At 62.6% G+C, this 21476-nt stretch carries 20 protein-coding genes and 1 pseudogene; 8 read left to right on the plus strand and 13 right to left on the minus strand.

Going from position 1 to position 21476, the window contains the following annotated elements:
* The 13 genes from C404_RS42605 to C404_RS42665 form a co-directional block, all read right to left on the minus strand.
* The coding region (locus tag C404_RS42605) for a type IV pilus assembly protein FimV (protein WP_442792370.1) at window positions 1–480 on the minus strand (480 nt) is incomplete at its 3' end.
* A gap of 401 nt (window positions 481–881) precedes the next feature.
* Window positions 882–1985: an aspartate-semialdehyde dehydrogenase gene (gene asd, locus C404_RS42610; RefSeq protein WP_021194913.1), complete on the minus strand. Its 1104-nt coding sequence runs from the start codon at window positions 1983–1985 to the stop codon at window positions 882–884.
* An 84-nt stretch (window positions 1986–2069) separates the two neighbouring features.
* The gene (locus C404_RS42615; protein WP_021194914.1) at window positions 2070–2264 is read right to left on the minus strand and encodes a hypothetical protein; all 195 of its coding nucleotides are present in this window, start codon (window positions 2262–2264) and stop codon (window positions 2070–2072) included.
* A gap of 63 nt (window positions 2265–2327) precedes the next feature.
* A complete protein-coding gene (leuB, locus tag C404_RS42620; protein WP_021194915.1) occupies window positions 2328–3398 on the minus strand; it encodes a 3-isopropylmalate dehydrogenase in 1071 nt (356 codons plus the stop codon).
* A 39-nt stretch (window positions 3399–3437) separates the two neighbouring features.
* Window positions 3438–4088, minus strand: a complete 651-nt coding sequence (gene leuD / locus C404_RS42625) for a 3-isopropylmalate dehydratase small subunit (protein WP_021194916.1) — start codon at window positions 4086–4088, stop codon at window positions 3438–3440.
* A gap of 23 nt (window positions 4089–4111) precedes the next feature.
* A complete protein-coding gene (gene leuC / locus C404_RS42630) occupies window positions 4112–5521 on the minus strand; it encodes a 3-isopropylmalate dehydratase large subunit (RefSeq protein ID WP_021194917.1) in 1410 nt (469 codons plus the stop codon).
* 215 nt (window positions 5522–5736) lie between these two features.
* Window positions 5737–7038, minus strand: coding sequence for a citrate synthase (gene gltA / locus C404_RS42635; protein ID WP_021194918.1), 1302 nt, complete (start codon window positions 7036–7038; stop codon window positions 5737–5739).
* Window positions 7039–7172: 134 nt separating this feature from the next.
* Window positions 7173–7460 carry an FAD assembly factor SdhE gene (locus C404_RS42640; RefSeq protein WP_021194919.1) on the minus strand — a complete coding sequence of 96 codons (288 nt, stop codon included), beginning with the start codon at window positions 7458–7460 and terminating at the stop codon, window positions 7173–7175.
* A gap of 59 nt (window positions 7461–7519) precedes the next feature.
* The gene (locus C404_RS42645; RefSeq protein ID WP_021194920.1) at window positions 7520–8221 is read right to left on the minus strand and encodes a succinate dehydrogenase iron-sulfur subunit; all 702 of its coding nucleotides are present in this window, start codon (window positions 8219–8221) and stop codon (window positions 7520–7522) included.
* Window positions 8222–8239: 18 nt separating this feature from the next.
* A complete protein-coding gene (gene sdhA / locus C404_RS42650) occupies window positions 8240–10018 on the minus strand; it encodes a succinate dehydrogenase flavoprotein subunit (protein WP_021194921.1) in 1779 nt (592 codons plus the stop codon).
* Window positions 10019–10021: 3 nt separating this feature from the next.
* A complete protein-coding gene (gene sdhD, locus C404_RS42655; protein WP_021194922.1) occupies window positions 10022–10387 on the minus strand; it encodes a succinate dehydrogenase, hydrophobic membrane anchor protein in 366 nt (121 codons plus the stop codon).
* Between the two features lie 10 nt (window positions 10388–10397).
* Window positions 10398–10808: a succinate dehydrogenase, cytochrome b556 subunit gene (gene sdhC / locus C404_RS42660; RefSeq protein ID WP_021194923.1), complete on the minus strand. Its 411-nt coding sequence runs from the start codon at window positions 10806–10808 to the stop codon at window positions 10398–10400.
* A 255-nt stretch (window positions 10809–11063) separates the two neighbouring features.
* On the minus strand, window positions 11064–11876 hold the full coding sequence (locus C404_RS42665) for a GntR family transcriptional regulator (protein WP_031329360.1): 813 nt from the start codon (window positions 11874–11876) through the stop codon (window positions 11064–11066).
* 355 nt (window positions 11877–12231) lie between these two features.
* On the opposite strand from C404_RS42665, the gene C404_RS42670 reads away from it, so the two are divergent.
* From C404_RS42670 to C404_RS42700, 8 genes and pseudogenes are all read left to right on the plus strand, one after another.
* The gene (locus C404_RS42670) at window positions 12232–13221 is read left to right on the plus strand and encodes a malate dehydrogenase (protein ID WP_021194926.1); all 990 of its coding nucleotides are present in this window, start codon (window positions 12232–12234) and stop codon (window positions 13219–13221) included.
* 101 nt (window positions 13222–13322) lie between these two features.
* On the plus strand, window positions 13323–14303 hold the full coding sequence (locus tag C404_RS42675) for an HpcH/HpaI aldolase/citrate lyase family protein (RefSeq protein WP_031329361.1): 981 nt from the start codon (window positions 13323–13325) through the stop codon (window positions 14301–14303).
* 12 nt (window positions 14304–14315) lie between these two features.
* Window positions 14316–14471 (plus strand): annotated as a pseudogene (prpB, locus tag C404_RS42680) (methylisocitrate lyase); the annotation flags it as partial.
* A gap of 331 nt (window positions 14472–14802) precedes the next feature.
* Window positions 14803–15345, plus strand: coding sequence for a hypothetical protein (locus C404_RS42685; protein WP_021194929.1), 543 nt, complete (start codon window positions 14803–14805; stop codon window positions 15343–15345).
* A gap of 37 nt (window positions 15346–15382) precedes the next feature.
* Window positions 15383–16834: a bifunctional 2-methylcitrate dehydratase/aconitate hydratase gene (locus C404_RS42690; protein ID WP_021194930.1), complete on the plus strand. Its 1452-nt coding sequence runs from the start codon at window positions 15383–15385 to the stop codon at window positions 16832–16834.
* Between the two features lie 76 nt (window positions 16835–16910).
* A complete protein-coding gene (acnA, locus tag C404_RS42695) occupies window positions 16911–19616 on the plus strand; it encodes an aconitate hydratase AcnA (RefSeq protein ID WP_021194931.1) in 2706 nt (901 codons plus the stop codon).
* A gap of 198 nt (window positions 19617–19814) precedes the next feature.
* Window positions 19815–20120 (plus strand): hypothetical protein, encoded by a 306-nt coding sequence (locus C404_RS59320; protein WP_049285522.1) that lies wholly within the window; start codon window positions 19815–19817, stop codon window positions 20118–20120.
* A gap of 83 nt (window positions 20121–20203) precedes the next feature.
* The gene (locus C404_RS42700) at window positions 20204–21415 is read left to right on the plus strand and encodes a DUF2863 family protein (RefSeq protein WP_021194932.1); all 1212 of its coding nucleotides are present in this window, start codon (window positions 20204–20206) and stop codon (window positions 21413–21415) included.
* Window positions 21416–21476: the final 61 nt, after the last annotated feature.

A 21476-nucleotide genomic window follows, 5' to 3' on the forward strand; every position in this document is an offset into this window, starting at 1 on the left:
AACCACCGGCGTCGGCGCAAAATTCTGAGCGGTATTGCTGGAGCCCACCGGGTCCAACAGGAAGGTATAGGCGCGCGAAACGTGACCGCTTGCCCAGTTCAGGTCGACCAGCACGTCAACAAACGGCTCGGCGACGGGCTGGGTGGATCGCAGGCGCACCACGTAGTTGCCATTCGACTGGCGCTCAAGCGACGCACGCAGCGAGGAGACGATCGGGTTGTAGCTCAGACCGGCGCGCGAATAGGCATCCGGAGTAGCCAGCTTGGCGACCAGGTTCTGCGCCTCTTCGGGCGTCACGCCGGTCAGATCGATTTCGGCCTGCAGCGGCTGGCCAAGGCTGGAACGCACATGCAGCGCGCCGAAACCAGCTGCATGCGCTGCGGGCTGGATCAGCAACAGGCTTGCCGCAGCAATGGCGACGGCCGACCAGCTAGGACTGCGATGGGACGTTTCTCTCCGGCGGTATTGGCTCACCCTCACCTTCGACTCCGTTATCTTTTAATGTGCAAACGAACTTAACATCAACGAGTTAGCGCAGCAAGTTCACCCAATAGGCGAAAAGCTGAGGGTTCGAACCGCCGTCGATTTTTATCAAAACGACACAATTGGCGAGATTCTGAAGCATCCGACGTACCCCCCGGAATGCGAATGCTTCGACGTGGCGCTAACTATTCCCCGTAACTGTCCACCCCACGAAAGGGTGGACGGCTTTCATACCGCAATTCTGGCCGCTATTGTGTACCAACGTTACAGCCCGTGGGCGGCCAGATGGCACAACGCCGCGCAGGCCGCGCGGCGTTGGTAGAAAAAGCGCACTTTCTGTTGTCAGGCCGCAACGACAATCGCCGCCACCCGACCCGACAACGAATGCAAAGCCGGGGTCACTTGCCCAGCAGGATGCGCAACGTGCGACGCAGCGGTTCCGCCGCGCCCCAGAGCAGTTGGTCGCCGATCACGAAGGCGCTCACGTATTCCGGCCCCATGTTCAGCTTGCGTACGCGGCCCACACCGATCTGCAGGCCACCGGTGATGGACGCCGGCGTCAGTTCCTTCTCAGTGATGCTGCGATCGTTCGGCACCCACTTCACCCACGGGTTGCCCGAGCGGATGATCTGCTCGATCTCTTCAAGCGGCAGGTCGCGCTTGAGCTTGAGCGTCAGGCCCAGGCTGTGGCAGCGCATCGCGCCAATCCGCACGCAAAGGCCATCCACCGGAACCGGCTGCGCGTTGCCCAGAATCTTGTTGACCTCGGCCTGGCCCTTCCACTCTTCCTTCGACTGGCCGTTGTCGAGTTGCTTGTCGATCCAGGGAATCAGACCACCCGCCAGCGGCGCCGGGAAGAACTCGGTCGGCACATCTTCGCGGATGGTCTTGGCGACCTTGCGATCGATGTCCAGAATGGCCGATGCCGGGTTGGCCAGCTCGTCAGCCACGGCACCATGGATCACGCCCATGCCCTTGAGCAGTTCGCGCATGTGGTTCGCGCCACCGCCCGAAGCCGCCTGGTAGGTCATCGAGCTGACCCACTCAACCAGGCCTTCGCGGAACAGACCGCCCACGCCCATCAGCAGGATGGAGTTGGTGCAATTGCCGCCGATGAAATTCTTGGTGCCGGCCGCCACCGCGTTCTTGATCAGGCCCAGGTTGACCGGGTCCAGCACGATCACGGCGTCGTCTTCCATACGCAGCGTCGAAGCGGCGTCGATCCAGTAGCCGTTCCAGCCGGCGGCGCGCAGCTTCGGGAAGACTTCGGTGGTGTAGTCACCGCCCTGGCACGTGATGATCGTGTCGCAGGCCTTCAGCGCTTCGATGTCGTTGGCGTCGGCCAGCGGCGCATCCGTCTTGGCGAATGCAGGCGCCTTGCCGCCAGCGTTGCTGGTGCTGAAAAACACCGTATCGATCAGGTCGAAATCCTTTTCTTCCTGCATGCGCTGCATCAGCACGCTGCCGACCATGCCGCGCCAACCGACGAGACCTACCTTCATGATGTGGAACCCTTAGTGATTTTCCCCGCCTCGTGCGCCCGGCGGTGACCGCGCGGGGAAGGCAGGCGGACACGACCGGACGATCTACGAGATCGTTTTTTTCGTAATGGTTTTGGTGGTCGTGCGAATCTCGACAGGCGTCAAGCGAGCGCGCGCAGCGGCGCCCTTGGCGGCGATAGCCAGGGTGCCCAGAATGCCCAGTACGAGGACGGGGAGCGCGGTCGAGATCATCTGCAAAAATATACACGATTTGGCGGCGCGCACAATGCGCTGCAGCATGCGTCCGCCGAAAAAATACGGTTGCGGCACGTCATGTGACGGTGCCGCAACGCGTGGCTCAGCTTAGAGGGCAGCCAGCACAGCTTCGCCCATCTCCACCGTGCCGACCTGCTTGCAGCCCGGCGTCAGAATGTCGCCAGTGCGATAGCCCTGAGCCAGCACCTTCTTGACGGCGTTCTCGATGCGATCGGCTTGCTCAGCCTTGCCCAGCGAGTAACGCAGCATCATCGCCGCCGACAGGATCGTCGCCAGCGGGTTGGCCACGCCCTTGCCCGCGATGTCCGGCGCCGAACCGTGCGACGGCTCGTACAAGCCCTTGTTGTTCGCATCGAGCGACGCCGACGGCAGCATGCCGATCGAGCCCGTCAGCATGGCGGCCTCGTCCGACAGGATGTCGCCGAACATGTTGCCGGTGACGATCACGTCGAAGTTCTTCGGCGCCTTGACGAGTTGCATGGCGGCGTTGTCGACGTACATGTGCGACAGCTCGACTTCCGGGTACTCCTTGTGCACATCGGTGACGATGTCCTTCCAGAACTGGAACGTCTCGAGCACATTGGCCTTGTCGACGCTGCACAGCTTCTTGCCGCGCTTGGCGGCGGCCTGGAAGGCGACGTGCGCGATGCGGCGGATTTCTGGCTCGCTGTAGCGCATGGTGTCGAAGCCTTCGCGCGCGCCGGCGAACAGGCCGTCCGGTGCGGCACGCACACCGCGCGGTTGACCGAAGTAGATGTCACCGGTCAGTTCACGCACGATCAGGATGTCGAGACCACCGACGATCTCCGGCTTCAGGCTCGATGCGCCGGCCAGTTCCGGATAGCAGATCGCCGGACGGAAATTGGCGAACAGCTGCAGATGCTTGCGCAGGCCGAGGATCGCCTGCTCGGGGCGCAGTTCGCGCGCCAGCGTGTCGTACTTCCAGTCGCCCACGGCGCCGAACAGGATGGCGTCGGCTTCCTTGGCAAGCTTGAGCGTGTCTTCCGGCAGCGGATGGCCCTTGGCTTCATAGCCGGCGCCGCCAACGGGCGCGAATTCCATCTCGAACGACTCGCCCAGTGCATTCAGCACCTTGACGGCCTCGGCCACGATTTCCTTACCGATGCCGTCACCCGGCAACACTGCAATCTTGGTCATGCGTATTTCCTTGTTGTTCTGCGTGTTCTGTTGACGAGTTCAGCCGACGAGCTTGTGTGCAAGCCACGGCATCTTGGCCAGGCGCTGCGCTTCATACGCCTTGATCTGATCGGCATAGCGCAGGGTCAGGCCGATGTCATCGAAGCCGTTGAGCAGGCAGTACTTGCGGAACGCCGTGATGTCGAACGGATAGGCCGTGCCACCAGGCGTGACGACAACCTGCTTGTCCAGATCAACGGTCAGTTGATAACCGACGAAGGCTTGCGTCTCGTTGAACAGGTGGTCGACTTGCGACTCTGTCAGCACGATCGGCAGCAGGCCATTCTTGAAGCAGTTGTTGAAGAAGATGTCGGCAAAGCTCGGCGCGATGATGGCGCGAAAACCGTACTGCTGCAGCGCCCACGGTGCGTGCTCACGCGAACTGCCGCAGCCGAAGTTCTTGCGCGCCAGCAGCACCGAAGCGCCTTGGTAGCGCGGCTGGTTCAGCACGAAGTCCGGGTTCAGCGGGCGGTTGCTGTTGTCCTGGCCGGGTTCGCCGACATCCTTGTAGCGCCACTCGTCGAACAGGTTCGGGCCGAAGCCCGTGCGCTTGATCGACTTCAGGAATTGCTTCGGAATAATGGCGTCGGTGTCGACGTTCTCGCGGTCGAGCGGGGCCACGAGGCCGGTGTGGATGGTGAATTGTTCCATGATTGCTCTCTCTATCCTGCCGCTCAAGCGAGCTTGCGCACGTCGACGAAGTGGCCTTCCAGCGCGGCCGCAGCGGCCATCGCCGGGCTCACGAGGTGGGTGCGGCCACCCGCGCCTTGACGGCCTTCGAAGTTGCGGTTGGAGGTCGATGCACAGCGCTCGCCAGGGTCCAATCGGTCCGCGTTCATCGCCAGGCACATCGAGCAACCCGGCTCGCGCCATTCAAAACCTGCCGCCTTGAAAATCTTGTCGAGCCCCTCTCGCTCGGCCTGCTCTTTCACAAGGCCCGAGCCCGGCACGACCATCGCCAGCTTCACGTTCGAGGCAATGCGCTTGCCCAGCTTCTGAACGACCCACGCAGCAGCGCGCATGTCTTCGATACGGCTGTTGGTGCACGAGCCGATGAAGACCTTATCGATGTTGATATCGCTGATGGCGACGTTCGGCTGCAGGCCCATGTATTCGAGCGCGCGCTCCATGGCGTTGCGCTTGTTCGGGTCCTTTTCCTTTTCGGGATCCGGCACGCGGTCTTCAATGCTGACCACCATTTCCGGCGACGTGCCCCAGCTCACTTGCGGGCGAATCTCTTCAGCGCGCAGCTCGACCACATGGTCGAAGTGCGCACCTTCGTCAGAATGCAGCGTGCGCCAGTATTGAACGGCCTGCTCCCACTCCACACCCTGCGGGGCAAACGGGCGGCCCTTAATGTATTCGAGCGTGACGTCGTCCACGGCGACCATGCCGGCGCGCGCGCCGCCCTCGATCGCCATGTTGCACACCGTCATACGGCCTTCCATCGACAGCGCGCGGATGGCCGAACCGCCGAATTCCATGGCATAACCCGTACCGCCCGCCGTGCCGATCTTGCCGATGATGGCGAGCACGATGTCCTTGGCGGTGCAGCCGCGCGGCAGCATGCCTTCCACCTTCACGAGCATGTTCTTGCTCTTCTTGGCGAGCAGCGTCTGCGTGGCCAGCACGTGCTCGACTTCCGACGTGCCGATGCCGTGCGCCAGCGCGCCGAACGCGCCATGCGTGCTGGTGTGCGAATCACCGCAGACCACCGTCATGCCCGGCAACGTCGCGCCCTGCTCCGGCCCGATCACGTGCACGATGCCCTGACGCTTGTCGTTCATCTTGAATTGCGTGATGCCGTAGCTATCGCAGTTGGCGTCGAGCGTGTCGACCTGCAGCTTGGAGACCGGGTCAGCAATGCCGTGCGAGCGATCGGTGGTCGGCACGTTGTGGTCCGACACAGCCAGGTTGGCGCTGATGCGCCACACCGGACGCTGCGCCAGCTTCAGGCCTTCGAACGCCTGCGGGCTCGTCACCTCGTGCAGCAGTTGACGATCGATGTAGAGCACGGTCGTGCCGTCATCTTCGGTATGAACGACGTGATCGTCCCAGAGTTTGTCGTAGAGCGTCTTGGCCATGATGCGATCCGTGCACAACGCGCCATAGTCGGCGGCTGCGCGAGCAGTTTCGTGGGGAGTGATCGATTATGCCACCCGGTGCATTGCACACCGGACGTGACTGGCGAAAGGGGGTTTCGTCATTTCACGAAAGCTCGCCCGGGCAATCTTCGGGCGACAAAAAACCCCGCCCGGTTTCCCAGGCGGGGTTTCTGACCAGCGCGTTACCGAACAGCTTAGCGCTTGTCGATCGCCGGCACTTCGCGCGTGGCGGCACCGTTGAACAGCTGGCGCGGACGGCCGATCTTGTATTCCGGATCGGTAATCATCTCTTCCCACTGCGAGATCCAGCCCACCGAGCGGGCCAGCGCGAAGATGCAGGTGAACATCGACGACGGGATGCCCAGCGCGCGCTGCACGATACCCGAGTAGAAGTCGACGTTCGGGTACAGCTTGCGGCTGACGAAGTACTCGTCTTCCAGCGCGATCTTTTCCAGCTCCATGGCGAGCTTGAACAGCGGGTCGTTGTGCAGGCCCAGTTCGTTCAGCACTTCATGGCAGGTTTCGCGCATCAGCTTGGCGCGCGGGTCGTAGTTCTTGTACACGCGGTGGCCAAAGCCCATCAGGCGCACGCCGCTGTTCTTGTCCTTGACCTGCTTGATGAACTCGGGAACCTTGTCCACCGAGCCGATCTCTTCCAGCATGTTCAGTGCGGCTTCGTTCGCACCACCGTGCGCCGGGCCCCACAGACAAGCGATACCGGCAGCGATGGCAGCGATCGGGTTCGTGCCCGACGAGCCAGCCAGACGCACCGTCGAGGTCGACGCGTTCTGCTCGTGGTCTGCGTGCAGGATGAAGATGCGGTCCAGAGCACGCTCCAGCACCGGATTCACCTTGTAGTCTTCACACGGCGTGGCAAACATCATGCGCATGAAGTTGCCGGTGTATGACAGGTTGTTCTGCGGGTAGATCAGCGGCTGGCCGATGTTGTACTTGTACGCCATGGCCACCAGCGTCGGCAGCTTGGCGATCAGGCGGATCTGCGAGATCTCGCGCTCGCGCGGGTCGTTGATATTGGCAGCATCCGGGTAGAACGCGCTCATCGCACCGACCAGGCCCGTCAGCACGGCCATCGGGTGTGCGTCACGACGGAAGCCGCGCAGGAAGAACTGCATCTGCTCGTGCACCATGGTGTGATTCGTCACCACATGGTTGAACTCTTCCTTCTGCTTGGCGTTGGGCAGTTCGCCCTTCAGCAGCAGATAGCAGATTTCCATGAAATCGCACTTGCTAGCCAGATCGTCGATGGCGTAGCCGCGGTACAGCAGCTCACCCTTGTCGCCGTCGATGTAGGTGATCTTGGAGTTGCACGACGCGGTCGACATGAAGCCGGGGTCGTACGTGAACTTGCCCGTTTGACCGTACAGCTTGCGGATGTCGATCACGTCCGGGCCAACCGTGCCCTTGTAGATCGGCAGCTCAACGCTGGGCGAGCCATCGGAAAACGATAGGGTGGCTTTCACTTCGGACGGCGTCATGTCGGTTTCCTTCTCTGCTGTTTATGAAAATGAAGTCGGGAGATTCCCGCCAGACGGATCGCAGGGTGCCGTGGGGGCGGCTAGACCGATTCGTCTTGCGGCAACCTCTCGCGCGTTGGCCTGCGGTCGAACAATCAGACCGAACGCAGCAAGGTCAGGACGTGCTTGACTTCCGGCACGTCGAGATCACCTTCCGGCTCCTTGCGTGCAAGCAGGAGATCCATCAGGTCGTTGTCGGGCAGCTCGAACAACTGCGAGAGTGCAGCAACGTCATCATCTGACAGCTCCGTCTCGTAGCGGTTGAAGAAGCGCTCGACGATGATATCGTTCTCCAGCAAACCGCGTCGGGCACGCCAGCGCAAACGCGCGCGTTTGTGCGGATCGGATTGGTGAGAGAACGTCGGGGTAGTCACAGCGGTCATGCTTCTCAAAAGGACGCGTCGCCGGAAAACCGCTCCGGCGACGCTGGGTGCGTTGCGATTTACACCGCGCGGCGCACCATCAATTCCTTGATCTTGCCGATGGCCTTGGTCGGGTTCAGACCCTTCGGGCACACATCGACGCAGTTCATGATGGTGTGACAGCGGAACAGGCGGTACGGGTCTTCGAGGTTGTCGAGGCGCTCGTTGGTCGCTTGGTCACGGCTGTCGGCGATGAAGCGGTAAGCCTGCAGCAGGCCAGCCGGGCCGACGAACTTGTCCGGGTTCCACCAGAACGACGGGCACGACGTCGAGCAGCTCGCGCACAGAATGCACTCGTACAGACCGTCCAGCTCTTCACGCTCTTCCGGCGACTGCAGACGCTCCTTCTCGGGCGGCGGCTCGTCGTTGATCAGGAACGGCTTGATCGAGTGGTACTGGTTGAAGAAGTGCGTCATGTCGACGATCAGGTCGCGCACCACGGGCAGCCCCGGCAGCGGACGCAGTACGATCTTCTCGGGCAGTTCACGCATGTTGGTCAGGCAGGCCAGACCATTCTTGCCGTTGATGTTCATGGCGTCGGAACCGCACACGCCTTCGCGGCATGAACGACGGAACGCGATCGACTCGTCCAGCTTCTTCAGCTTGACCAACGCGTCGAGCAGCATGCGCTCGTGACCGTCGAGTTCGACCTCGTAGGTCTGCATGCGGGGCGCTGCGTCCTTGTCCGGATCGTAGCGATAGACTTCAAAAATACGCTTCATTTTTGTGGGTCCTTCCGGTTAGAACGTACGGGCCTTGGGCGGCACGCTTTCTACCGTCAACGGCTTCATCGTCACAGGCTTGTATTCCAGACGGTTGCCTTCGCTGTAGTACAGCGTGTGCTTCATCCAGTTTTCGTCGTCGCGGTTCGGGAAGTCGCTGTGGGCGTGGGCGCCACGCGATTCCTTGCGGGCAGCAGCCGACACCATCGTCGCCTTGGCGACTTCCACCAGGTTGGCCACTTCCAGCGCTTCAACGCGCGCGGTGTTGAACACCTTGGACTTGTCCTTCAGGTGGATGTTGGCGCTGCGCTCAGCCACTTCCATGATGCGCTGGACGCCTTCGTCCATCAGGGCCTGCGTGCGGAACACACCCGCGTGCGACTGCATGTTGCGGCGGATGTCGTTGGCAACGTCCTGCGCGTACTCGCCCGAGCTTGACGAATCCAGCTTGGCCAGGCGCGACAGTGCGAAGTCAGCGGCGTCAGCCGGCAGCGGCTTGTGTTCGCGGTTCTTCAGGTTCTGCGCAATGATGTGGTTGCCCGCCGAACGGCCGAACACCACCAGGTCGAGCAGCGAGTTCGTACCCAGACGGTTGGCACCGTGCACCGACACACACGAACACTCGCCGATGGCGTAGAAGCCATTGACGACTTCATTCGGGCTGCCGTTCTTCGGCACCACGACCTGGCCGTGATAGTTGGTCGGAATACCGCCCATCTGATAGTGGATGGTCGGCACGACCGGAATCGGTTCCTTGATCGCATCGACGTTGGCGAACTTCAGGCCAATTTCGCGGATCGACGGCAGACGCTTCATGATGGTCTCGGCACCGACGTGGGTCAGGTCGAGCAGCACGTAGTCGCCGTTCGGGCCACAGCCGCGGCCTTCCTTGATTTCCTGGTCCATCGAGCGCGACACGAAGTCACGCGGTGCCAGATCCTTCAGCGTCGGGGCATAGCGCTCCATGAAGCGCTCGCCATCCTTGTTACGCAGGATGCCGCCTTCGCCGCGCACGCCTTCCGTGATCAGCACGCCCGCGCCGGCCACGCCGGTCGGGTGGAACTGCCAGAACTCCATGTCTTCCAGCGGCACGCCAGCGCGTGCTGCCATGCCCAGGCCATCACCGGTGTTGATGAAGGCGTTGGTGGAAGCGGCATAGATACGGCCGGCACCGCCCGTGGCGAACAGCGTCGTCTTGCCTTCGAGGATGTAGACCTCGCCGGTTTCCATTTCCAACGCGGTCACGCCCAGCACGTCGCCTTCCTGATCGCGGATCAGGTCGAGCGCCATCCACTCCGTGAAGAAGTGCGTCTTAGCGCGCACGTTACGCTGATACAGCGTGTGCAGCAGTGCGTGGCCGGTACGGTCAGCGGCGGCGCAGGCACGCTGCACCGGCTTCTCGCCGTAGTTCGACGTGTGGCCACCAAACGGACGCTGATAGATCGTGCCGTCGGCATTGCGGTCGAACGGCATGCCGAAGTGTTCCAGCTCATAGACCACGTTCGGCGCCTGGCGGCACATGAACTCGATCGCATCCTGGTCGCCGAGCCAGTCGGAACCCTTGATGGTGTCGTAGAAGTGATAGTGCCAGTTGTCTTCGCTCATGTTGCCCAGCGAAGCACCGATACCACCCTGCGCCGCCACGGTGTGCGAGCGGGTGGGGAAAACCTTGGACAGCACGGCCACGGAGAGGCCGGCTTCTGCGAGCTGCAGCGATGCACGCATGCCCGAACCGCCCGCACCGACGATCACGACGTCGAATTTGCGGCGCGGCAGCCCAGTCTTGACTGCGACCATGTCTTAAACCCTCCAGAGAATCTGAGCTGCGTAGCCCGCACAACCAACGAGCCACAGAATCGTCAACACTTGCAGCGTCAAACGCACTGCCACGGGTTTCACGTAGTCCATCCAGATGTCACGCACGCCAATCCAGGCGTGATACGTGAGCGACAGGAAGGCTACGAACGTCAGCAGTTTCATCCACTGGTTGGCGAACAGGCCAGCCCAGCTTTGATACGACGTGTCTTTCGAGAGCAGGAACGCGGCCAGCAGCACAACGGTGTAGACCGCCATGATCACGGCAGTGACGCGTTGCGCGAGGAAATCCTTCAGGCCGTAGTGCGCGCCAACGACGAGGCGCTTGGGACCGATATTGTTATTTGCCATCTGGGACTCCTCAGAACAGGCCGAACAGCTTGGCGCCGAACACAACGGTCAGCAGCAGGCTGACGATCAGCACGCTCACAGCCGACTTGGCCGAGGTGGCCTTGTCGATACCGACATGCAGATCGAGGAGGAGGTAGCGGATGCCGGCGCAGAAGTGGTGCAGGTAAGCCCAGATCAGTGCGAGAACGACAATCTTGGCGAAGCCACCGGACAGAAGCGCCGTGAACTTGGCGAAACTGATTTCCGACGTGAGACTTTGCTCGAGCAAGTACAGCACGAACGGAAGAAGAAGGAACATCAGTGCACCGCTGGCACGATGCAGGATGGACACCTTACCGGCCCAGGGCAAACGGTAGCGGGCGAGATCGCCCAAACCGATGTTCCTGAATTCCGGTCTGGCTTTCTTGACGGCTTCTGCCATGTCAGACCCCATTGGCTAATCAACTAACAAAACTGCTTTGCAAAAATCCGCACGATTCTATCGCGCTTTTGTTGCGCAGCGCACCAATAATTCCACTCGGCGCGCTCCATTTTTGTGCTTCCTGCCCTCGCCTGCCAGTGGCGTGATGCGCGGGCAATTATCTGTTCTACACCTTCTTCGTGACGCGCAATACGCCGTTGCGCGCCTCACAAATCAAGACGCCGCCAACCCGCATGGCAGGCTGGCGGCGCGTCATCAATTCAACTCGTTCTGGTAGTAGTGCCGCGTCGTGACGTACAGGCCACGGCGCAGCTCCACAGGCTTGTCGCCGAACGTATGCGACACGCGCTCCACCGACAGCAGCGGCGATCCTGCCTGCACCGACAGCAACTCTCCCGTGGCCGCATCGGCCGCCACGGCGCGGATGCGCTCGGTGGCACGCAACATGCGCACACCGAATTCCGCCTCGAAGAACGCGTACATCGGGCCCTTCCACTCGGTCAGCTTTTCAGCCGTCAACCCTTTGAAACTGGCGCCCGGCAGCCAAATCTCCTCAAACACCGTCGGCTCGCTGGAGAAAAACAGCACGCGGCGGATCTGCACAACGCTGTCGCCAGCCTTGAGATCGAGCAGACGGGCAATCTCGGCCGGCGCGCGCATGCGCTTGCATTCCAGCACGCGACTGCTCGGGTAGTGCTGCTCGCCCTGCTCTGGCATCAATCGCAGGAAGCGGAACTGCACACCCTCTTCGTAATGTGTGGTGACGAACGTGCCCTTGCCCTGCCGGCGTGCCACCAGGTTTTCGGCAGCCAGTTCGTCGATCGCCTTGCGTACGGTGCCTTGGCTCACCTTGTAGCGGGCGGCCAATTCCATTTCGCTGGGGATCATTTCGCCCGGCTTCCATTCGCCGGCTTGCAGGCTTTGCAGGATCAGCGTCTTGATCTGCTGATACAGCGGGCTGAACGTGGGTGACCCGCCCCCAGCGCCCGCAGACGCAGGCTGTGCGCTCGCCTCACCGCCACTGGACGGCGGCACGACGACGGATTGAGGGCTGGATGTACTCGACATAACTGGCGATTTCACCACAAAAGCCGCAAACGCGTCCAGCCCGTTTATAGAATGTCTTATGTCTTATATAAGACAGAAGATCAATTGACTTTCAAACGAGGCCAGCCCTACACTCGCGCCTGTTCCGGACGACGGGCTTCGCACTCGCGTCGGCAGGCTTCAAGATCCATCGCAAGGGTGTTTCCACATCGTCATGCGGAGGCAGTAAACTGCGAGGCTCTTGCCCAATCCGAGCCGACCGCCCACGAGGCGCCGACCGTTGCCGGCAATGCCTGCGAGGCTGCACCGACATCCCGCCAGGATGCCCCGCCGCGCGCAGTGCGATCCGCTTTTCACACCCATTTGGAGAGTTCTCATGGCAAAAGCACCCATGCGCGTCGCAGTGACCGGCGCTGCTGGTCAGATCGGTTACGCCCTGCTGTTCCGTATCGCGTCCGGCGAAATGCTGGGCAAGGATCAGCCCGTCATCCTGCAACTGCTGGAAATCCCGGATGAGAAGGCCCAGAAGGCGCTCAAGGGCGTGATGATGGAGCTCGACGACTGCGCCTTCCCGCTGCTGGCCGGCATGGAAGCCCACTCCGACCCGATGACCGCGTTCAAGGACGTGGACGTGGCCCTGCTGGTGGGCGCCCGCCCCCGCGGCCCGGGCATGGAGCGTGCAGACCTGCTGTCCGCCAACGCCCAGATCTTCACGGCGCAGGGCAAGGCCCTGAACGCCGTTGCCTCGCGCAACGTCAAGGTGCTGGTGGTCGGCAACCCGGCCAACACCAACGCCTACATCGCCATGAAGTCGGCGCCGGACCTGCCGCGCGAGAACTTCACCGCCATGCTGCGCCTGGACCACAACCGTGCCCTGTCGCAGATCGCCGCCAAGACCGGCAAGCCGGTGTCGAGCATCGAGAAGCTGTTCGTGTGGGGCAACCACAGCCCGACGATGTACGCCGACTACCGCTACGCCACGATCGACGGCAAGAGCGTCAAGGACATGATCAATGATCCGGTGTGGAACAACGACGTGTTCCTGCCGACCGTCGGCAAGCGCGGCGCTGCCATCATCGAAGCACGCGGCCTGTCGTCGGCTGCCTCGGCTGCCGGCGCTGCCATCGACCACGTGCGCGATTGGCTGCTGGGTTCGAACGGCAAGATCGTCACGATGGGCATCCCGTCCAACGGCGATTACGGCATCCCGCAAGACGTGATGTTCGGCTTCCCGGTCACGACCGCCAACGGCAAGTACGAAGTGGTCAAGGGTCTGGAGATCGACGAGTACAGCCAAGGCAAGATCAAGATCACGCTCGACGAGCTGGAAGGCGAGCGCGCTGGCGTGCAGCACCTGCTGGGCTGAAACGCATGATCTGACGAAAAACCGGAGTGGATCGGCAACGAACCCTCCGGTTTTTTTACACCAACAAGGCGTCACGCACGCCACAAACCCGATACGACGCAGTGCACCCCACCGAGGTTTTGTTCCAGGACGACGCCGCCCCGGCCCAATTGCCGGTCTGCGATCACTATGCAGGCGCAGAGAAACTCATGCGCAAATCGCTTGCCCTGCAACAAACCCTTGGCCCCGTCTTCGATATCACGTTTGACTGCGAAGACGGCGCCGCCGTCGGCCAGGAACGCGCCCATGCCGAACTGGCCGCCGCGCTCATCAACAGCGACGACAACCGCTTCAATCGCGTCGGCGTACGCATCCACGACCCGAACCACGATGCGTGGACGCAAGACGTCGACATCCTTGTCGGCCAGGCCGGCAGCCGCCTCGCCTATGTGACCGTGCCCAAGGTGCGCGACGTGGTGGAGGTGGCCCGCGTGACCGATCGAGTCAATCAGGCCGCGCGTGCAGCCGGCATCGCGCGACACCTGCCGATCCACGTGCTGATCGAAACGCATGGGGCGCTGGCGCAGGTGTTCGACATTGCATCGCTGGTGCAGGTGGAATGCCTGAGTTTCGGGCTGATGGATTTCGTCTCCGCGCACAACGGTGCGATTCCGGGTGCGGCGATGGGTTCGCCGGAGCAGTTCGAGCATCCGCTGATCCGCCGCGCACTGACCGACATTTCCGCTGCATGCCACGCCCACGGCAAGGTCCCGTCGCACAACGTCAGCACCGACATCAAGCACCCGGACCGCGCCGGCCGCGATGCCGCACGCGCCCGAAATGAATTTGGCTATCTGCGCAAGTGGAGCATCCATCCGGACCAGATCGCGCCAATCGTTTCCGCGTTCCGCCCGTCGCACGAAGAAGTGACACAGGCAGCCGCCATTCTTGTGGCGGCGCAGGATGCGTCGTGGGGCCCGATCCAGCACGACGGGCGTCTGCATGACCGCGCAAGCTACCGCTACTGGTGGGCCGTGCTGCAACGTGCGCACACCACCGGCGTCGACATGCCGCCTGCAGCCGCCAAGCGCTTCTTCGAGTAAGAGGAAATGGCCATGACCGACAACAACCAAACCGGCGCAGGCACCCGCTTCCGCCAGGCCCTGGTCGAAGAAGCACCGTTGCAGGTTGTCGGCACCATCAACGCCAACCATGCCCTGCTGGTCAAGCGGGCCGGCTACCGCGCGATCACCCTGTCGGGCGGCGGTGTGGAACTGTACGAAAGCATTGGTTACCACGAGTACGAAGCCAAGCTGGACGCGCTGTTCGCGCAGAACCGCGGCTGAGCGACGTTTGCTCGAGTCCATCACCACACATCGACAAGGAGAGCGGCCAGGGCAAGAAAGGCAAGAGGAACGTCGCCCGGTACCGGGCTGTGCGTGGCCAATACCCCCCGTTTGGGCGAAGGGTTGCGTTGCCATGTAACAGAACGTTGGGCACGGCGTGCAAATCGGTCAAAATACCGGCCGGTGCGCGAAATGCCGTGGCAATCCCAGACTGCGGCTGTCGCCTCCCCCATCCTGTTCTACCGAAGGAAACTTTATGAACAAGTTTATCGTGGGCGCCTGCGCCGGCGTTCTTTCGCTGGCCGCGTCGCAATACGCAGCCGCCCAGACCACCACGCCCGCCAAGCCGGCTGCCAAGAAGGCCCCGGCCAAGAAGACCGCCAAGAAGGCGGCGCCCGTTGCCGCAGCCAAGCCGGATGGCGTGCAATGGAAGTGCGAACTCGGCAACGAGTTCTACGTCGCCGGCGACATGACGCGCGATCAGATCATCAAGCTGCACTGGAAGGGCAAGAACTACGACCTGCCGCGCCAGCTGACCCGCACCGGCGCCGACCGCTACTTCGACCAGAAGACCGGCTTCGACCTGGTGGTCATCCCGGCCAAGGCCATGCTGTTTGACCGCAACGAAGGCCACCGCCTGGCCGACGAGTGCCAGACCGCCGAAATGGCCGCTGGCGCACCGGCGCCCACGCAAGCCGGCGCCCTGCGCGCTCCGGCCGGCCTGCCGTTGATGCTGCAAGACAACGCTGCTCCGGCACCGGCCCCCGCGCCGGACGCTGCCCAGCCGGCCAAGCAGTAACGAGAATCAACGCGAGAGGCCCGTAGGAGCCCCCCCCATGTCCGCACCGGTTGCGAACATCCGCCCGAAACCTGACAAGGTCATCGTCGACATCGTTGACTATGTGACCGAGTCCAAGCTCACCAGCAAGACGGCCTATGAAACGGCCCGCCATTGCCTGCTGGACACCTTGGGCTGCGGGCTGGAGGCGCTGTCGTATCCGGCGTGCACCAAGCTCCTGGGGCCCATCGTGCCGGGAACCATCGTGCCGAACGGCGCGAAGGTCCCGGGCACCCAATTCCAGCTGGATCCGGTTCAGGCAGCGTTCAACATCGGCGCCATGATCCGCTGGCTGGATTTCAACGATACGTGGCTGGCAGCCGAATGGGGCCACCCGTCGGACAACCTCGGCGGCATTCTGGCCGTGGCGGATTGGTTGTCCCGCACAAACCTCGCCAACGGCAAGAAGCCGCTGGTGATGAAAGACGTACTGACCGCGATGATCCGCGCCCACGAGATCCAGGGCTGCATCGCGCTCGAAAATGCATTCAACAAGGTGGGGCTGGACCATGTCGTGCTGGTCAAAGTGGCCACCACCGCGGTGGTCGGGCAATTGCTCGGGCTATCGCGTGACGAGATCATCAACGCCGTGTCGCTGGCGTGGGTCGATGGCCAGGCGCTGCGCACCTACCGCCACGCGCCAAATACCGGCAGCCGCAAATCATGGGCAGCAGGCGATGCGACCAGCCGCGGCGTGCGCCTGGCGCTGATGGCCAAAACGGGCGAAATGGGTTATCCCTCTGCCCTCACTGCCAAGGGTTGGGGCTTCTACGATGTGTCCTTCAAGGGCCAGCCGTTCAAGTTCCAGCGCAAATACGGCACGTACGTGATGGAAAACGTACTGTTCAAGATCAGCTTTCCGGCCGAATTCCATGCGCAGACCGCTGTGGAAGCGGCCATGACACTGCACAAGGCACTTGCGAAGGCCGGCAAGACCGTAGACGACATTGCAAAGATCACGATCCGCACGCACGAGGCGGCGCTGCGCATCATCGACAAGCAGGGGCCGCTCGCCAACCCGGCAGACCGCGACCACTGCATCCAGTACATGGTCGCTGTGCCGCTCATCTTCGGCCGACTGACGGCGGAAGACTACGAAGACACCGTCGCCCGCGACCCGCGCATCGATGCGCTGCGCAAGAAGATCGTCTGCGTGGAAGACAAGCAGTTCACTCAGGATTACCACGCCCCCGAGAAGCGTTCGATCGCCAATGCGATCACCGTCCAGTTCAAGGATGGCAAGACGCTCAAGGAAGTCGTGGTGGAGTACCCGATCGGCCATCAGCGGCGGCGCAAGGAAGGCATGCCACTATTGGTCGAGAAGTTCAGGACCAACCTGGCCCGCCGTTTCCCGGCCAGGCAGCAGGACGCGATCCTGGCGGTATCGCTGGACCAGAAGGCTCTGGAAGCGATGCCGGTCAATGCGTATGTCGATTTGTATGTGATTTAAATTTAAGTTGGTCGATCTGATGTATCCGCAAGGGGCACTCCGGTGCCCTGCGCATCCTCAAGCCTGGAGTCATGCCATGCCCCACAACCTGAAAAAAACACTCAAGGAATTCAAGATCAACGGCGGCCAGACCGGCAAGTTCCATTCCCTGCCACAACTGGGCAAGGAACTGGGCGTGGCGATCGAGCGCCTGCCGGTGTCGATCCGTATCGTGCTGGAATCGGTGCTGCGCAACTGCGACGGCAAGAAGGTGACCGAAGAGCACGTCGCGCAACTGGCCAACTGGAAGCCGAACGCCGAGCGCGTTGACGAGATCCCGTTCGTGGTCGCCCGCGTGGTGCTGCAGGACTTTACCGGCGTGCCGCTGCTGGCCGACCTGGCCGCCATGCGCAACGTGGCCGAGCGCATGGGCAAGAACCCCAAGAAGATCGAGCCGCTGGTGCCGGTCGACCTGGTGGTGGACCACTCCGTGCAGATCGACCACTTCCGCGAGAAGAAGGCGCTGGATCTGAACATGCAACTGGAGTTCTCGCGCAACAACGAGCGCTACCAGTTCATGAAGTGGGGCATGCAGGCATTCGACACGTTTGGCGTGGTGCAGCCGGGCTTCGGCATCGTCCACCAGGTCAACCTGGAATACCTGGCACGTGGCGTCCATAAGAAGAGCGGCGTGTACTACCCCGACACCCTGGTCGGCACCGACAGCCACACCACCATGATCAACGGGATCGGCGTGGTGGGCTGGGGCGTGGGCGGCATCGAGGCGGAAGCCGGCATGCTGGGTCAGCCGGTGTACTTCCTGACGCCGGACGTGGTGGGCGTGGAACTGAAGGGCAGCCTGCGCGAAGGCTGCACGGCCACCGACCTGGTGCTCACCATTACCGAGCTGCTGCGCAAGGAGAAGGTTGTCGGCAAGTTCGTCGAGTTCTTCGGCGAAGGCACGGCCAGCCTGTCGCTGCCGGACCGCGCGACCATCGGCAACATGGCCCCGGAATACGGCGCCACGATGGGCTTCTTCCCGGTTGATGGCAAGACCATCGACTACTTCAAGGGCACGGGCCGCACCAAGGAAGAAATCAACGCGTTCGAAGCCTACTTCAAGGCACAGAAGCTGTTTGGCGTGCCGAAGGCCGGTGAGATCGACTACACCAAGACGCTGACGCTGGACCTCTCCACGGTGGCCCCGTCGCTGGCTGGTCCGAAGCGCCCGCAAGACCGTATCGAAATCGGCAACGTGAAGTCGACCTTCTCGTCGCTGTTCTCCAAGCCTGTGGCCGAAAACGGCTTCAACAAGAACGCCGACGATCTCGACAAGGGCTACACGACAACCGACGGTATCGAAGTGAAGAGCGGCGACGTGCTGATCGCGGCCATCACCTCGTGCACGAACACCTCGAACCCGAGCGTGCTGCTGGCCGCCGGCCTGCTGGCCAAGAAGGCGGTGGAAGCCGGTCTGCAGGTCGCACCGCACATCAAGACCTCGCTCGCCCCGGGAAGCCGCGTGGTGACGAAGTACCTGGAAGCGGCTGGCCTGCTGCCGTACCTGGAAAAGCTGGGCTTCGGCGTGACGGCGTACGGTTGCACGACGTGTATCGGCAACGCCGGCGACCTGACGCCGGAGCTGAACGAGACCATCGTGAAGAACGATATCGTGGCGGCTGCCGTGCTGTCGGGCAACCGCAACTTTGAAGCGCGCATCCACCCGAACATCCGCGCCAACTTCCTGGCCTCGCCGCCGCTGGTCGTGGCCTACGCCATCGCCGGCAACGTCACGCGCGACCTGATGACCCAGCCGGTTGGCCAGGGCAACGATGGCCGCGACATCTATCTGGGCGACATCTGGCCGACCTCGGACGAGATCGCCAAGCTGATGAAGTTCGCGATGAACGCAGACACGTTCCGCACGAACTACGAGCAGGTCAAGAAGCCGTCCAAGCTGTGGGCCAACGTCAAGGGCACGAAGGGTCAGGTCTATGACTGGCCGAAGTCGACGTACATCGCCGAGCCGCCGTTCTTCGAAGGCTTTGGCATGACGCCGGCCGCGGCTTCGGCATCGGTGTCGGGCGCACGTGCCCTGGGCGTGTTTGGCGATTCCGTGACGACCGACCACATCTCCCCGGCTGGTTCGATCAAGGAAACGTCGCCCGCCGGCAAGTACCTGCTGGCCAACGGCGTGCTCAAGGCCGACTTCAACAGCTACGGCTCGCGCCGCGGCAACCATGAGGTGATGATGCGCGGCACGTTCGCCAACGTGCGCATCAAGAACCTGATGATCCCGCCGAAGGCCGACGGTTCGCGCGTGGAGGGCGGCGAAACGCTGTTCCAGCCGAGCGGCGAGCAAATGTCGATCTACGACGCCGCCATGAAGTACATCGCTGAAGGCACGCCGACGGTGGTGTTTGGTGGCGAAGAGTACGGCACGGGCAGCTCGCGTGACTGGGCCGCCAAGGGCACGCAACTGCTGGGCGTGAAGGCCGTGATCGCACGCAGCTTCGAGCGCATCCACCGCTCGAACCTGGTCGGCATGGGCGTGCTGCCGCTGCAGTTCAAGGGCAACGACTCGGTGCAATCGCTGGGCATCGTCGGCGACGAGACCTTCGACATTGAAGGCCTGGAAGGCGAAATCAAGCCGCAACAGGACGTCACTCTGGTGATCAAGCGCGCCAACGGCGAGACCACCCGCGCGCAAGTGCTGCTGCGCATCGATACGCCGATCGAAGTCGACTACTACAAGCACGGCGGTATCCTGCCGTTCGTGCTGCGTCAGCTGCTGGCGGCCTAAACCACCGCTGCGCTGTCGATCGGAAGCCGGCTCTTAGGAGCCGGCTTTTTTATTGCCGAACGAAATCAAACAAGGTGACGATGCCCCAATCCGTGCCCGGGCTTTGGTAGAGTGTGCTGATTAGGCCGCGTAAAGCAGTCCCCCCGGCAGTCCCCCCGGCCATCGCACAATGGTTTCACCAGCAGGAGCTTCGCACCCATGGTCAAAGTGGTCCTTGCCCTACTCGTCGTGGCGGCCGCCGTGTTCTACATCCTGTTCAAGGCACCTCAGACCGATGCTCCGGCACCGACTGCCGCAACAGCAACCTCACCTGCCGTGACGGCCGCGCCCGTACCGCCACCCCCGCCGATGGAGACCCCCGCTTCTGCTGTAGCGCCTACCGTCCCCGCGAGCGCACCGGCAGCATCGGCAGCATCGGCAGCATCGGAACCGGTTGCCGTATCCGCCCCGGCAGCAGCCCATGACGTGGCGACCGAAGCATCGGCGCCCGCTGCCAAGCCTTAGGAGTTTCGCCGACAAAGCATCACACAGCAGTGACCAAGGGTAAAATAACGCCCCTTCTTTCCAATCGACCGGTACGGCACAGCATGGCAGGATTCCGCTCCAAGGCCCCCCAACGTCTTTCCCCCGATGCAGAACGGCTCGTCGCCGATGCCCTGGCGCTCGATGCGTCAGGCAGTCGTATCGAAGACGTCTACTGGGAACAACGGCTGTCCGAACGTCTTTCCCGGCTGCTCAAGAACGGCAGCCAGACCGCACTCGACGCCGCACTCGACCATCTCTTCAAGCACAACGAGGAAGCCTCCGACGTGCTGGCCGAACAGGCCGAGACACTGGCCGAATCGGCGGTGTTCACTTCTGGGGGTGTTGAGTACGATGCGCTGCTGATTGCGGCGCCCATCCTCGCGCACACGCGCTACATGATTCCGTCGGGCACCATCAAGCCGGAACTGGCGCAGACGCTGCAGGTGCATCTGCAGGCGCACGTGATGGCGTCCGGCGCCCGCGTGGCGCTCGCGCCCTATCTTTACAGCATCGACCAGCTCCCACGCACGCACTCCGACACCTTTGCGCTCACGCACAAGCTGGCGGCGTATGCTCTGTCGGGCCAACAGCCCAAGGTCGACCTGCGCGACATGCCCGAAACGGCGCCCATCCTGGCCGACCCGCGCTACCTGGTCGCCATCGTCGTGGCTCAGCACGGCCAACCGCTGTTCCGCTGGCAGGAAGACGCCAAGGAACACCACGCCGAGCGCTCCACCTGCCTGGAGCAATGGCGCGAGCAAGTCACGCCGACCATCTCCACGCTGATGCCGGGCTGCGAGTTCGAACTGCTGCTGCCGGACGCCTTCTTCCTGTCCTGCCGCGAATCCGACAAGCAGATCCGCCCGCTGACAGTGCGTGCCGCCGTCAACTACCTGCAAGGTGCGCTGGATCTGCCGGCCAATCGCTTTGGCGCGATCATCGGCGCGTTCGGGGAGGAGCAGATCGAAGAGTACCGCGTGGCCTTTACCGTGCGCGGCGAGAAAGAACTGATCTACGGCATCGTCTGGCCCGTCTACGGCCGCGATGGCGGCGCCACCGATGTCGCCGCGGAAGGCGAGCCCGGCAGCCCGCTGGAGCAGATCTGCGACGAGCTGCGTGCCTGCGGCATCGAAGACATCTTCCGCCACGGCCAGCTCTTCGAGCCGGAATATTGCGAAGACTGCGGTGCGCCGCTCTATGCCGACCGCGCTGCCGAAATCGTGCATGCAGAGATGCCGGAAGACGCGCCGACACAGCAGCCGCTGTTCCACTGACGCGGCCTCGCGAGCAAAAAAAACGGACGACCTCGGTCGTCCGTTTTCATGTGGTAAATCG

Source organism: Ralstonia sp. AU12-08, assembly GCF_000442475.1.
Lineage (GTDB): Bacteria > Pseudomonadota > Gammaproteobacteria > Burkholderiales > Burkholderiaceae > Ralstonia > Ralstonia insidiosa.

Excerpts from the sequence above, each read along its gene's own strand:
- asd (WP_021194913.1), bottom strand. The coding sequence starts at position 1,985 with ATGAAGGTAGGTCTCGTCGGTTGGCGCGGCATGGTCGGCAGCGTGCTG.
- C404_RS42615 (WP_021194914.1), bottom strand. The coding sequence starts at position 2,264 with ATGCTGCAGCGCATTGTGCGCGCCGCCAAATCGTGTATATTTTTGCAG.
- leuB (WP_021194915.1), bottom strand. The coding sequence starts at position 3,398 with ATGACCAAGATTGCAGTGTTGCCGGGTGACGGCATCGGTAAGGAAATC.
- leuD (WP_021194916.1), bottom strand. The coding sequence starts at position 4,088 with ATGGAACAATTCACCATCCACACCGGCCTCGTGGCCCCGCTCGACCGC.
- leuC (WP_021194917.1), bottom strand. The coding sequence starts at position 5,521 with ATGGCCAAGACGCTCTACGACAAACTCTGGGACGATCACGTCGTTCAT.
- gltA (WP_021194918.1), bottom strand. The coding sequence starts at position 7,038 with ATGACGCCGTCCGAAGTGAAAGCCACCCTATCGTTTTCCGATGGCTCG.
- C404_RS42640 (WP_021194919.1), bottom strand. The coding sequence starts at position 7,460 with ATGACCGCTGTGACTACCCCGACGTTCTCTCACCAATCCGATCCGCAC.
- C404_RS42645 (WP_021194920.1), bottom strand. The coding sequence starts at position 8,221 with ATGAAGCGTATTTTTGAAGTCTATCGCTACGATCCGGACAAGGACGCA.
- sdhA (WP_021194921.1), bottom strand. The coding sequence starts at position 10,018 with ATGGTCGCAGTCAAGACTGGGCTGCCGCGCCGCAAATTCGACGTCGTG.
- sdhD (WP_021194922.1), bottom strand. The coding sequence starts at position 10,387 with ATGGCAAATAACAATATCGGTCCCAAGCGCCTCGTCGTTGGCGCGCAC.
- sdhC (WP_021194923.1), bottom strand. The coding sequence starts at position 10,808 with ATGGCAGAAGCCGTCAAGAAAGCCAGACCGGAATTCAGGAACATCGGT.
- C404_RS42665 (WP_031329360.1), bottom strand. The coding sequence starts at position 11,876 with ATGTCGAGTACATCCAGCCCTCAATCCGTCGTCGTGCCGCCGTCCAGT.
- C404_RS42670 (WP_021194926.1), top strand. The coding sequence starts at position 12,232 with ATGGCAAAAGCACCCATGCGCGTCGCAGTGACCGGCGCTGCTGGTCAG.
- C404_RS42685 (WP_021194929.1), top strand. The coding sequence starts at position 14,803 with ATGAACAAGTTTATCGTGGGCGCCTGCGCCGGCGTTCTTTCGCTGGCC.
- C404_RS42690 (WP_021194930.1), top strand. The coding sequence starts at position 15,383 with ATGTCCGCACCGGTTGCGAACATCCGCCCGAAACCTGACAAGGTCATC.
- acnA (WP_021194931.1), top strand. The coding sequence starts at position 16,911 with ATGCCCCACAACCTGAAAAAAACACTCAAGGAATTCAAGATCAACGGC.
- C404_RS59320 (WP_049285522.1), top strand. The coding sequence starts at position 19,815 with ATGGTCAAAGTGGTCCTTGCCCTACTCGTCGTGGCGGCCGCCGTGTTC.
- C404_RS42700 (WP_021194932.1), top strand. The coding sequence starts at position 20,204 with ATGGCAGGATTCCGCTCCAAGGCCCCCCAACGTCTTTCCCCCGATGCA.